Raw genomic sequence first — 11,858 nt, forward strand, 5'->3', positions numbered from 1 at the left:
GAACCAGTGACCCCTGCCGTGTGAAATCTTCAAGTTCTTCTTTGATACTTCTTTAAATAGATATATAATGTAATTACAATGTACTTATCTTACCGTATTGGTGATATAAATGGCAACTATTTTACAAACTAGCTTGGTTAAAATAGGTAATTCCCGTGGGGTGCGCATTCCTAAGTCCTCATTGCAACAATTGGGAATTATTGATGGTAAAATTGAAATGGAACTCACTGATAATGAATTGATTATCCGTCCATTACGTGTAGCACGGCAAGGTTGGGATGTGCAGTTTCAAAAGATGGCAAACAATGGCGATGATACATTATTAGATGAATCAGGATTAACAACTGAATGGGATAGCGAATGGCAGTGGTAAATGTTAAGCGGTTTGATATTTTTTTAGTGAATCTTGATCCAACTGTGGGGGCAGAAATTCAAAAAACGCGTCCTTGTTTGATTATTTCTCCTGATGAGATGAATCAATCTATTTCAACTGTTATTATCGCTCCCATGACTACAGTTACTCGAGTTGGTTATCCTACCCGTGTTGATTGTTCTTTTAATGGAAAAAGTGGGCAGATAGTGTTGGACCAAATACGCACAGTCGATAAAAAACGGTTGGTTAAACAGTTGGGATGTATTCAAAAAGCAGAACAGCAAGTAGTCATTGATGTTTTGCAATCGCTTTTTGCGTTATAAGTCCAAGTGCTTTTTTGGAAACCTAAGATAATTTTTATTTTCCCGTCCCACAAAATATGCATTTGCAAATAGATAAAAAAAAGCCACCTACATCTATTTTGGACAAAAGTACGTTTTTAGAGATAGATGTTTGTAAGTGGTGGGCGATACTGGGATTGAACCAGTGACCCCTGCCGTGTGAAGGCAGTGCTCTACCGCTGAGCTAATCGCCCTTTTAGAAAGAGTGGGAGATATTATAGTTAAATTTAGATTGCGTCAAGTAGTTGTCGGTGGACTTTTGGTATTTTAAAACGCGGAAGTGTCTCTTATTGCGCGCTTGTATTATTAAAATATTCCCATGTTGGGACACGGGAATAGGTAATATTTGTGTTGTTTAAGATGGTTACGGATTAATCCGTTTGGGGATTATTCCCATTCTAGTTGTAAACTGGGCATTAGCCTTTTTAAGTTATTCAGCGATTTATCTTGCCATTCAACATCTTCAGACCCTAACACGCTCATGTTAATAGTTTCTATTTTACGAATTTTTAGTACAAATTTAGAAATCATATTGATGCCTGAGCTGTTTAGCAGTTCTAATTGACGGAGGTCTAATTTAATATGAGGCGGGTTTTTGTCGGCGATACCATTTAATAAGTCTGTGATGGGCGCGTATTCTGTCATGCCATTCAGTTGCAAAAATCCCTGAAAGGTAACAGTTGATAAACTTTCATCATACATGACTTTGTAATCTTCTGTTTCTATGTTCACTGTTCCTAAGCTCCTACACAAAATGCAACTAAACAATTAATTGAACCATTGTTGTTACCATCGTTTCTTCAGGTTCTATCTGTATTGTATCGAATCGCCATGCGACACTTGCGCCGTAGTCATTCATCATGGTGAGTAATCCTAAACCTGAGGAGCTTCCTTCTTCGTCTTCCATATTTTTTTCTACTTGTTGAATATAGAGTTCTTGAGGATCGCTGTTTCTGAGTTCTTCAATAAAACGATAGAATTTGTCGGTTGTTCCCGGTACTACGCTGTTTGTAACATAAAAGATTATGCGGTCTGAATGCAACTGGAGATGAATGCTAACAGGAAGATGTGAGCCTTCAATGCTAAATTTCATCGCATTTTCTAGCAGTTCGTTGGCAATGTAGGTTACTGCGCCTTTAATTTTTTTTCGCCGTTTTATGCTGCTTGGGTTTGCATCATCAATGGGGAAAAAGGTGGTGAGGTAGTCACCTAGAAAGCTTGCGGATAAGCCGTTGTTGCGCCAGCGTTGACGTAGGGGAACGGAGCTAGGAGAGAAACCCAGTTCTAAATATTCGCGGTCAGCCGTCGGTTCAAAGGTGAAGTCGCCAAATATTCGGTAGGCTTTGCTGGGGGCATGTAGAATAGGTAGTTGTTCATCACTCGTCATACTGTCAACCATGCGTAGGGAATATTCCTCCCTTAGGGTGTGTTGCATTAGGGTTAATGCGCTATGTATTGCGTCGTCGAGTAATGTATCACTCGACATCTTATTTTCTATCAAATTCAAAATATCAAGGAATTGCGTTTTAAGCTCAGGGTGTTTATTGAGTCGTTCTGTTAAATCATCATTTTTATTCTTCACGAGTTTACCCTTGCCTCCTCGCTGTGTTGCGCTATCTATCATCATTTGGTGATACAACTGACGGATAACCAATGTTGGATATTTTATGGTGAATGGCATGGTATGTTATACATTAGGGTATGCAATTATAGTCTCAATCGGTTTGTATGCTGAAAAGTGACGGGCATCGGTAACGATTGTTATCTATATGCGCAAAGAGGAAACAGCACCTTCTGTCCATACGGGCACTACCTGATAGCAAACATGCTATTCCTTGAGAAGCGTATTCAAATAAAATGCCAATTACAATATGTCTGTGCATTTATTTGTGAATTGGATGATTGTCGTATGGTGCGGTTAGGTTTGTTGCAGGACTAATAAGGTAATGTCATCTTGCAATTTTTTCTTGCCTATATGACTCCGTAAGTCTTCAATGAGGATTTCACGAATTTCGTTGGCGGATTTGTGCCAATTTTTTTCTAATACTTCACAGAGACGTTTTACACCATACAGGATTTTTGCATCATTTTGGGCTTCTGTAATTCCATCTGTATATAACACAATGCTATCGCCTGTGTTTAAATGAATTTTTACTTGGGCGACGAATTCGCTAATATTTTCTTCTAAACCAATGGGAAAACCGAGCATATCTGTACGTACCCGTTCAACTTCTCCCCCTACGCGCACAACTAATACTTCTTCATGTTGTCCACTGAGTAAAACAGTTCCACCATCACCAATGCTTTTGTCATCTGGCACGTAGTCTAATAAAATCAAACTCATGGTTTTATCAGCATCCATGCGTTGTGTGTTACTGTAAATCGTGCTGTTGACTGCATTGAGGAATTTAACGGGGTCAGTTTCGTTGACCGCAAGAAGCGTTCTGACGGCTGTTTGCACCATGAGCATTAGCACACCGCTTTCTAAGCCATGTCCTGTTACATCGCCAATGCCGATTTTAACGCGCCCACCGTGTTTTAAAACATCGTAATAATCACCACCAACTTCATCCGCAGGCTCCATAAATCCCGCAATTTCTAGCCCACTAATTTGGCTTAATTCGCATTCTTTAGGGAGCAACATTTGTTGCAAGCGTCGTGTAACATCTAGTTCGGTAGATAATCGGGTGTTTTCTGCTTTGAGTTGGTTAATTTGTAAGGTTGTAATACTTTCTAACAAAGACAATATATTGCCCATTCCACTATATCGCCCTTGTTTGGCGATAATAAAATCTTGAATAAATGTTGTACCACTATTTTTAGTAATATACTGGCTTGCTTCTTTAAACGAGGTGGTGTGTTCAACAACGAGGGGTTGTGTGTCCATAAAGCGTGACACGTTTTTTTTTCCATACAAATCGCGTCCAAAGGGTTGAACAAAAATATCCATAATTTGATGGCGATGAATAATACCAATGGGTTTTGTCGCATCAACTACGGCAATTGCATGTAAATCTTTATTGGATGCAAAAATATTCCCTGCTTGCTCAATTGTTGAATCGGGTTCAAGATAAACACGTGCTTTAACAATGCTCGCAACCGTATTTTCCAGCATTATAAATGGCGCATCAATGTGTGATAAATCATCAGTTACCGCATATTCCAACATAAAAATTACCCTCATTAAAAGTACTGCTAACACTTTATAAGTTATTGCTTATTTGGGCTAATTTTAGCACTAGCGATGTGACAGAATAATGTCAGATGTATAGAATAGTGTTTTGTTATTCACCTCTAACCGTATGTAACATGGCTTTAGCCCTGAATAACTAGATTAAATAAGTGCTATTTTCAAAAAAATAACAAAAGTTTCACAAAATTGACTTTTTTCTAGCTAACAATGGTTCAGTTGGTTAGCATTCATTTCATTTTTCACTAAGGTTTTTTTGTATGGATTCACAACTTTGGATGCAGTATGAAGACGTTATTTTAACCGCCTGTGTGGGGGGGCTAATGGCGTATATGATGTTTATCATTTATCGCCTTGCAAAAGATTCTAATGCAGGAAAATGGGGATATATCACCTTATTTTTGGCATTGGGTTTAGGGATGGTCGGGTTTATTGCCAAAGCGGTTATAGTCGAATTAATGAAACAATAAGGCTTACTTTCCCTATAATATTTCTATTATTTACCTATAAAATAACCGTGAACTGACGCTTATGAAACCCTTGGCTTGGTTAAAATTACATCTTCGTTGTGTCATCAGCTTATCACTTGCTTTCTGGGGTGGATTGTTGTTCGCGGACAATCACGCCGTACCACCCAGTGTTTGGCAAAACGCATCTAATACTCACTATCTCAACGAATCCAAGCCAACCACTTGGCAAACGCCTGTCGTTACAAACAACAATCCGCCACCGCTTTATAATCCTTGGCAAGCACAACGGACAGAAGAACCGCGTTATCGTCCCTTACAAACGCAAGAAGAGATTGCAAGCGTCAATCCAACAGAAGAAAATCGCTATCGAACACCTGCAAATACGGCTATTGCTACATCTGATTATCGTACTTATCAACCCATTCCCAGCACATCAGACACCTCAGCAGTGAACGATTACTATCCTTCAATGGCAGGCAATGGATATCCACCTGCTAATAACAGACAATTAGACAATACGGTATTGAATTCAGCCAGTAACAGCGGTTATAACCCCACTGTAAATGATGATACATACCTCGCATCGTATCCAACTAATGGCTATCCGTTTATCACTGACAAACAAGCAGATAATCCCTATTTATATTCAACAAATAACAATCGCTATAATCCAACAGCTTACAATTACCCAACAACTTACCCGCAATCTTCGGCAAGCACTTATTATATGCCCGCATTGCCCGCTTACATGACCAGCCCATTTTATGGGCAATCGCTAGAATCATCAGGCTATAATCCTGCTCAAACACCGCTTGATAACCCACTTTATCAGCCTTCACCCTATCAAGGCACATTAACCCCCACTTATCCGCTACCCCCGTTTTATGACAATCAACAAGAACAATTTTCCTTGCCGAATACGCGGTTAGTCGTTATTCCCAACAGTAATGTTGTCCCCAGTTATAACCCCTTTACGGGTGATATGATTGCACCATCGCAATATTAAAGACGGTTTTAATGATAAAAATTCTATATATTTTGAAATCTTACTTCAGCCTAGCCATAAAATAAAAATCATCATTCTTTTTGCACGGCAATATAATGAATGACGTTCACCTTTTCCAATGTCACCAATCCGCCAACATTCGCTGTTGTAAATAATGCCTTTAATGAGGGTAAAAATTGATTTATTTTTTCTGTTTTATCAATTATTTCAATGATTATTGGTAAATCGGTCGACAATTCCAATAATTTAAACGTATGCACTTGACTCGACGCGCCATACCCCAACAAACCGCGTAAAACCGTTGCGCCTGCTAATCCCTGTGTTTTTGCCATTTCGGTAATAACTTCATACAAAGGGCGATGTTTTAACTTGTCCATTTCGCCGATAAAAATCCGTAACAACGTCGACTCACCTATCAGTTCCATCCCAATTTCTCCTGTTACACCCATTTCTCAACCAGCCACAATCCCATATACACCGCGAGAAACCCGCCAATAACACTACCGCCCACATAAATACTCACATAAAACCATTGTCCCTCTTCAAGTAACGTCATCACCTCATACATCAATGAAGAAAACGTCGTAAACCCCCCACAAAAACCCGTTGCCAACAACAAGCGCATTTCTGGCGAAATCAAGTGAGTTTTACTTGCTAATCCTGCAATTAACGCGATAAGAAAACAACCTGTAATATTTACCAACAACGTGCCTAGTGGAAAACCTGTGGTAAAACGCGCCATCCATAACGCTACGGCATATCGCGCGACAGAACCAACAAATCCCCCCAATCCAACCCATAAATAAAAGCTAAGAGGTACGTGCATCCTATTTATTCCTGTCGATAATGGCTTTTTACGTCCAAATAATCGCGTACTCTATCCCCCAATAGATTGACAGATAAAACGATTAATAATAAGGCGATACCAGGAACTAGCACCGTATGCGGGGCGACTAACATATAGTTTGTGCCATCGCGTATCATGCTCCCCCACGATGCGGTAGGTGGTTGCACACCCAAGCCTAAAAAAGATAAACCCGCTTCTGCAATGACCACTGAAGCAATGCCAAACGTTGCTTCAATAATCAGCGGTGCGGTTAATAAGGGAAGAATATGATGCAATAAAATACGCGGATGGGTCGCGCCTAATGCTTGGGCGGCTAACACATGCTCACGGTGTTTTAACGAAAGTGTTTGCGCACGGGCTAAACGGGCAAAACCAACCCAGCCAACAATAGATAATGCTAAAACAACATTGTTAATACCGGGGGCTAATAATCCAGATAAAGCAATAGCCAATAAAATACCGGGAAAGGCGAGAAAAATATCAATAACCCGCACGATGAATAAATCCACCCACCCCCCAACCCACGCGCTTATCATGCCAATAGCTGTGCCTATCGATAGCGAGATAATAACCACCAATAAGGCAACTAATAGCGATGTTTGCGCACCTTTCAATAATCTATCTAATAAAGGTCTGCCTAAATCGTCATAGCCTAACCACGCTTGCGCAGAAGGCGGCTGTAAAATATGTTCAAGTTGAATATGATTTGGTACAAGCGGTAGCCAATCACTCAACAATGCAAGGCTAAACCATATCATTAAAAAACTAGCGGGTAGAAAAACAGACCATTGATTAAATCGCACGATAATGCACCCGAGGGTCTAGCCACGCATAAATAACATCAGTAGCCATATTGACAAATACATAGGTTAAACTGATGAGCAACACACAAGCTTGTACCACAGGATAATCCCGCTGTTGAATGGCCTCTATGGTTAATAACCCAATGCCCGGTAACGCAAAAATGGTTTCTGTAATCACAGCCCCCCCCAATAGTGCGCCCAGTTGTAAACCCAAAATGGTCAATAGTGGTAATGCTGCATTTCGTAGCGCGTGATGAACAATAATATTATACTTATTCAAGCCTTTAGCTTTTGCTGTGCGAATATAATCTTCATTTAATACTTCTAATAAAGTCGCTCTTACCATCCGTGCTAAAATCGCCGCCAGTGCTGTTCCCATCGTCAATGCAGGCAATACGAGAGATGACGCACTTTCAAATCCGCTGACAGGTAACCACTCTAACGTTAGCGAAAACAACAAAATTAACAATGGTCCTGCTAAAAAATTCGGTACAGAAACACCCAACAGGGAAAACACCATTGCACTATGGTCAATCATGGTATTGGGATATAAGGCAGCAATACTGCCTAACGGAAATGCAATTAAAATGGCAACACTTAACCCACTAATAGCTAATAAAATAGTTATCGGTAGCCGTTGCCACAATAACTGATTAACGGGGGTTTTAGTGGTTAAAGAAGTACCTAAATCCCCATGAGCCAAACGCGTCATATAATTAAACCATTGCGTTAATAACGGCTGGTCTAACCCTAATGCTTGGCGTAAAGCTTCTTGGTCGGTGGTCGTTGCCGATTCGCCCAACATTACCTGCACAGGGTCACCGGGGACAAGATGAATCAGTAAAAAAACTAAGGTTACCACACCAAACATAACAACTAATGCACTGAATAAACGAGAAAAAAGTAATGTGAGCATAACATCACAGATAGGTAATATAAAAAGGGTGATTAACAAATTATCTGAATCAGTAATTATCAAATGTTCAGACATAAAAAGGCTATTTTTTCTGTCATTACATTCTGAATACAGGCGTAATTCTGAAAATCTTGATTCAGACCATTTTTAAACAAATAACACGACCTGCAACAGTAATATTTAAGCTACGTTTGCAAAGCGGTTTAGGCAGAACCTACGCATTATACAAATATAAAACCTTGTTCGACTCAGGATTTAACAGGTTAATCTAGGTGACATTGAAAAATATATGCTGTTCTAAGCGTTTTTATGCGGATAAAGTGCATAGAAAAAACACTATTCTATTAAATTAACCTGAGTTCGGGATAAGAAATTCTCGTTCCCACGCTCCAGCGTGGGAATGCCTACCGCGTCGCTCCAGCGGCGAGGACTTTAATCACTTATTTAAGATAAAAACCATTGAGTTAAATCCGCCTCAATGTTTAACCAGCCTAAGCAAACGCGCCGCTAGAGCGACGCGGTAGGCATTCCCACGCTGGAGCGTGGGAACGAGATAAACCAATTAAATTTATTAATTTTTCCCTATTTCTTATCCCGAACTCAGGTTAAATTAACAACCAATTCTCTCATTTTTTACTTTTTATAAGGAAACGCCCTTGTCTCAACAACCTCAGTCGTCCACTATTCGCGCCAGCATTCGCATATTCCTCTTTATAGCTTGGTGCATATTGCTTGCTAGTTTACAAACGCTATTCTTATTTTTTCGCTTTAAAAATAAACTGTGGTTACCAATGATTTTTCATCGGGGTTGCTGTCGAATTTTAGGTTTCCATATTCAAGTGACTGGCGAACTAACCGAACAAAAAACTGTACTATTTGTTTCTAATCATATTTCTTACGTAGATGTTATTATACTGGGTGGGGTTTTATCGGGTTCATTTGTCGCAAAGGCAGAAGTTGCAAAATGGCCTTTACTCGGTGGATTAGCCAAATTACAAGATACCTTATTCATTGAGCGCGTGAGTTTACAAGTTAAAAATCACCTCTCACTGATGCAAAATGCACTCAATACACAACGCAATTTAATATTATTTCCTGAAGGCACGAGTGGTAATGGCAACCATGTTTTACCTTTCAAAAGTGCTTTATTTCGAGTTGTAGAAACTGAGAGCGATAATGCGCCGCTAGTGCAACCCGTTACTGTTGCTTACACCCATTGCGATAATATCGTGATGACGCAAGCCTTACGCGACTATTACGCATGGTATGACGATACTCCATTATTAACCCATTTTTTCCGCATGGCAGGAATGCGCAGTGTCAGCATACAAATCATGCTCCATCCTGCGGTAAAAGGAAGCAACTTTGCCAGCCGTAAAGCATTAGCTGAATATTGCCAGTTACAAGTCGCACAAGGTTTAGAAAAAGCCTTATCTACTCATTCTGTTGAAGGTGTCAAATTGCAATGACCGCTCAGTCGTCCGCTGTGCCTGTAGTAACAGGGCAAGATTACATCGATTTTCAATCCCATTTGCGAGAAGAAACGGCTGTTTTAGTCGAGCGATTGCGGGCAGGTGCATTTGATGATGTGGAAAATATTGGCGGTTTAGAATTAGAAGCCTGTTTAGTCCGTCCAACACTCGAACCTGCTTGTATTAATCAAACCTTTTTAACCCATTTAAATAATCCACAAGTTGTCCCTGAAGTTGCGACATTTAATGTCGAACTCAACAACACGCCACGCTTACTCACAGGTTCAGCACTACGAACCATGCACAGAGAGCTACAAGCAACATGGACGATTTGCCAAACAGCCGCGCGAGCCTTAAACAGCCATTTATTACTCATTGGTATTCTGCCAACCCTGCCAGAAAGTGCGTTAAGTTTAGCGAACATGACACCAACACACCGCTACTACCCACTGAATGCACAAGTTTTACAAGTCAGGCGTGAAAGACCTTTATCAGTGGATATTCAAGGACATGAATACCTACAGCTAAAGCATTATGATGTATTATTAGAAGCGGCGACCATGGCGTTACAAGTGCATTTACAAGTTGCTCCCGCACATAGCCGACGTTTATTTAATGCGGCGATGATAGCATCTGCCCCGATGGTTGCCGTTGCGGCTAACTCCCCCTATTTTTTAGGGAAAGATTTATGGGATGAAACACGGATACCCTTATTTGAAAAATCGGTTGAATTAGGCGGTGTCTCAGGACTTGCTGAGGGCAGTCTAAAACGCGTCACCTTTGGTTCGGGCTATATTCAACAGTCTATTGAAGAACTATTTATAGAAAATGCGGAAAACTACCCTGTTTTATTGCCACTCGGTGCGACAAATATAACGGGTGAATTCCCCCATTTGCGACTACATAACGGCACAATCTGGCGATGGAATCGTCCTCTCATTGGCTTTGCTGATGGAAAACCACATTTACGTTTAGAACATCGCACGATGGCAAGCGGAACAAGCGTTTTAGATGTTATTGCAAATGTTGCCTTTTTTGTCGGCTTGGTTCATGCGTGGCTACACGCACCAGACGCACTAGAAGAACAATTATCGTTTAATATTGCCCGAAACAATTTTTACTCTGCCGCCCGTTATGGGCTAAATACCCAAGTAACTTGGCTAAATGGCAAACGCATCGCGCTACATCGTTTGATTTTAGAACAATTCTTACCTGTCGCTCAACAAGGATTAAACGCATTAGGCATTGATAAATCTGACAGCGAGGCCTATTTGCGAATTATTGCTGAACGTGTCAGCACGCGACAAAATGGCGCAGGCTGGCAACGCGCATTTGTCGCAAAATATGGACACGACATGCACGCCCTCACCCAAGCCTATTTATCCCAACAAGCAACAGGATTAGCTGTTCATCAATGGCAAATAACATAAAACGCTTGCATGATTGCGGGCTTAACGCCTCTAATTAAGTATTAAAGTTAGCCATTTTTTAAGGCTTTCCTAATTGTTTTAGCCTAAAATGACACTTTAAAAGCCAAAGATTGCCCATAGTAACGGGTTGTTACTTCACTTTTTATGAATAATAGGTTAAGCCCAATTATTCGCGGAAAGTAATATAAACTTGTTTTATAAGGAGATATCAATGTTGAAATTAGTCAAAATGGGTATTGCAGGATTGTTTGCTGTTGGATTAGGTATCAGCGTAAACGTTTTAGCCGCTGACGCACATGACCACGCGAGTGACCATGCGATGAGCGAGCGGTTACATGATGCGGTGGAATATCGTCAAGGTGCTTTCATCATCATGGGCTGGAACTTTGGACGGATGGCGGCAATGGTTAAAGGTGAAACCCCTTACAATGCTGAAGAATTTACCCAACGCGCCAACACCATTCAGTTAGTAAGCCACCTTCCCATTGAAGGCTTTAAAGATATGCCTGAATCTGCTTCTGGCAAGACGAAAATGGACACCGCTGCTAAAACCGAAATTTGGACAAAATTTGACGACTTTACAAGTAAAATGAAAGCATTAGAAGATGCTTCTGTAAAATTGGCAGAAGTCTCTAAACAAGGTGATTTAGCAGCCATTAAACCCGTGTTTGCTGAAACAGGCAAAACCTGTAAAAGCTGCCATGATGACTACAAACACAAAGATTAAACATAATTTGTGTTAGTTTTTAATACTAAAAGCCTGTCATTTGTTACGGACAGGCTTTTTTTATGGGCTTAAATTCAGATATTGAATACCTGTTTAAATCAGCGTTCACAAGGCTTCTATAATTAACTAAATTAACGTGTTAATTCATTTTTTAATCCCATCAATTGCTCGTTACCAAGCTCTGCTTGGTAATGCCTGCCTTGCAAGCTCCGCTTGCCGAGTACAAGCAGACTTAAGCGTGGGGCGTTCAAGTATTAGCCAAGCAGAGCTTGGCGAATAGGCA

14 protein-coding genes and 1 tRNA gene are annotated in these 11,858 nt (G+C 40.5%); 7 read left to right on the top strand and 8 right to left on the bottom strand.

Annotated features, from left to right (window positions below):
* The first annotated feature begins 109 nt into the window (after positions 1-109).
* Complete coding sequence (locus AL038_RS12320; protein ID WP_062153245.1) at positions 110-373, top strand: AbrB/MazE/SpoVT family DNA-binding domain-containing protein; 264 nt, start codon at positions 110-112, stop codon at positions 371-373.
* Complete coding sequence (locus AL038_RS12325) at positions 361-696, top strand: type II toxin-antitoxin system PemK/MazF family toxin (RefSeq protein WP_062153247.1); 336 nt, start codon at positions 361-363, stop codon at positions 694-696. The genes AL038_RS12320 and AL038_RS12325 overlap by 13 nt, the downstream gene beginning before the upstream one ends.
* Positions 697-833: 137 nt before the next feature.
* Here the strand turns inward: AL038_RS12325 and AL038_RS12330 are convergent.
* The 4 genes from AL038_RS12330 to AL038_RS12345 all read right to left on the bottom strand — a co-directional run bounded on the left by AL038_RS12330 (position 834) and on the right by AL038_RS12345 (position 3,883).
* Positions 834-908 (bottom strand) — tRNA-Val (locus tag AL038_RS12330).
* 193 nt (positions 909-1,101) lie between these two features.
* Positions 1,102-1,446 (bottom strand): slr1659 superfamily regulator, encoded by a 345-nt coding sequence (locus AL038_RS12335; protein ID WP_062153248.1) that lies wholly within the window; start codon positions 1,444-1,446, stop codon positions 1,102-1,104.
* A 28-nt stretch (positions 1,447-1,474) separates the two neighbouring features.
* Positions 1,475-2,395: a slr1658 family protein gene (locus AL038_RS12340; protein WP_236839381.1), complete on the bottom strand. Its 921-nt coding sequence runs from the start codon at positions 2,393-2,395 to the stop codon at positions 1,475-1,477.
* A 237-nt stretch (positions 2,396-2,632) separates the two neighbouring features.
* A complete protein-coding gene (locus AL038_RS12345; RefSeq protein WP_062153250.1) occupies positions 2,633-3,883 on the bottom strand; it encodes a SpoIIE family protein phosphatase in 1,251 nt (416 codons plus the stop codon).
* A 281-nt stretch (positions 3,884-4,164) separates the two neighbouring features.
* Here AL038_RS12345 and AL038_RS12350 point away from each other — a divergent pair, with 281 nt between their 5' ends.
* Both AL038_RS12350 and AL038_RS12355 read left to right on the top strand, forming a co-directional pair.
* On the top strand, positions 4,165-4,374 hold the full coding sequence (locus AL038_RS12350) for a DUF2788 domain-containing protein (protein WP_062153252.1): 210 nt from the start codon (positions 4,165-4,167) through the stop codon (positions 4,372-4,374).
* A gap of 61 nt (positions 4,375-4,435) precedes the next feature.
* On the top strand, positions 4,436-5,380 hold the full coding sequence (locus tag AL038_RS12355; RefSeq protein ID WP_062153254.1) for a hypothetical protein: 945 nt from the start codon (positions 4,436-4,438) through the stop codon (positions 5,378-5,380).
* A 71-nt stretch (positions 5,381-5,451) separates the two neighbouring features.
* Here the strand turns inward: AL038_RS12355 and AL038_RS12360 are convergent, their stop codons facing one another.
* Genes AL038_RS12360 through nikB form a run of 4 tightly spaced genes read right to left on the bottom strand, consistent with a single transcriptional unit; the run spans position 5,452 to position 7,946 of the window.
* Complete coding sequence (locus tag AL038_RS12360) at positions 5,452-5,805, bottom strand: DUF190 domain-containing protein (RefSeq protein ID WP_062153256.1); 354 nt, start codon at positions 5,803-5,805, stop codon at positions 5,452-5,454.
* A gap of 14 nt (positions 5,806-5,819) precedes the next feature.
* On the bottom strand, positions 5,820-6,206 hold the full coding sequence (gene crcB, locus AL038_RS12365) for a fluoride efflux transporter CrcB (RefSeq protein ID WP_062153258.1): 387 nt from the start codon (positions 6,204-6,206) through the stop codon (positions 5,820-5,822).
* A 5-nt stretch (positions 6,207-6,211) separates the two neighbouring features.
* The gene (locus tag AL038_RS12370) at positions 6,212-7,030 is read right to left on the bottom strand and encodes an ABC transporter permease (RefSeq protein WP_336603599.1); all 819 of its coding nucleotides are present in this window, start codon (positions 7,028-7,030) and stop codon (positions 6,212-6,214) included.
* Entirely contained in the window at positions 7,020-7,946 is a 927-nt protein-coding gene (gene nikB / locus AL038_RS12375; RefSeq protein ID WP_062155514.1) for a nickel ABC transporter permease, read from the bottom strand. The genes AL038_RS12370 and nikB overlap by 11 nt, the downstream gene beginning before the upstream one ends.
* Before the next feature lie 656 nt (positions 7,947-8,602).
* Between nikB and AL038_RS12380 the strand changes: the two genes are divergently transcribed.
* From AL038_RS12380 to AL038_RS12390, 3 genes are all read left to right on the top strand, one after another.
* Positions 8,603-9,415: a lysophospholipid acyltransferase family protein gene (locus AL038_RS12380; protein WP_066246137.1), complete on the top strand. Its 813-nt coding sequence runs from the start codon at positions 8,603-8,605 to the stop codon at positions 9,413-9,415.
* Complete coding sequence (locus AL038_RS12385) at positions 9,412-10,848, top strand: glutamate-cysteine ligase family protein (protein ID WP_062153262.1); 1,437 nt, start codon at positions 9,412-9,414, stop codon at positions 10,846-10,848. The genes AL038_RS12380 and AL038_RS12385 overlap by 4 nt, the downstream gene beginning before the upstream one ends.
* 211 nt (positions 10,849-11,059) lie before the next feature.
* A complete protein-coding gene (locus AL038_RS12390; RefSeq protein WP_062153264.1) occupies positions 11,060-11,575 on the top strand; it encodes a c-type cytochrome in 516 nt (171 codons plus the stop codon).
* Positions 11,576-11,858: the final 283 nt, after the last annotated feature.

The sequence above is a fragment of the Beggiatoa leptomitoformis genome (assembly GCF_001305575.3).
Taxonomy (GTDB): domain Bacteria; phylum Pseudomonadota; class Gammaproteobacteria; order Beggiatoales; family Beggiatoaceae; genus Beggiatoa; species Beggiatoa leptomitoformis.

Bases quoted from the DNA above. Each gene is read 5' to 3' on its own strand.
- AL038_RS12320 (WP_062153245.1), top strand. From the start codon at position 110: ATGGCAACTATTTTACAAACTAGCTTGGTTAAAATAGGTAATTCCCGT.
- AL038_RS12325 (WP_062153247.1), top strand. From the start codon at position 361: ATGGCAGTGGTAAATGTTAAGCGGTTTGATATTTTTTTAGTGAATCTT.
- AL038_RS12340 (WP_236839381.1), bottom strand. From the start codon at position 2,395: ATGCCATTCACCATAAAATATCCAACATTGGTTATCCGTCAGTTGTAT.
- AL038_RS12345 (WP_062153250.1), bottom strand. From the start codon at position 3,883: ATGTTGGAATATGCGGTAACTGATGATTTATCACACATTGATGCGCCA.
- AL038_RS12350 (WP_062153252.1), top strand. From the start codon at position 4,165: ATGGATTCACAACTTTGGATGCAGTATGAAGACGTTATTTTAACCGCC.
- AL038_RS12355 (WP_062153254.1), top strand. From the start codon at position 4,436: ATGAAACCCTTGGCTTGGTTAAAATTACATCTTCGTTGTGTCATCAGC.
- AL038_RS12360 (WP_062153256.1), bottom strand. From the start codon at position 5,805: ATGGAACTGATAGGTGAGTCGACGTTGTTACGGATTTTTATCGGCGAA.
- crcB (WP_062153258.1), bottom strand. From the start codon at position 6,206: ATGCACGTACCTCTTAGCTTTTATTTATGGGTTGGATTGGGGGGATTT.
- nikB (WP_062155514.1), bottom strand. From the start codon at position 7,946: ATGCTCACATTACTTTTTTCTCGTTTATTCAGTGCATTAGTTGTTATG.
- AL038_RS12385 (WP_062153262.1), top strand. From the start codon at position 9,412: ATGACCGCTCAGTCGTCCGCTGTGCCTGTAGTAACAGGGCAAGATTAC.
- AL038_RS12390 (WP_062153264.1), top strand. From the start codon at position 11,060: ATGTTGAAATTAGTCAAAATGGGTATTGCAGGATTGTTTGCTGTTGGA.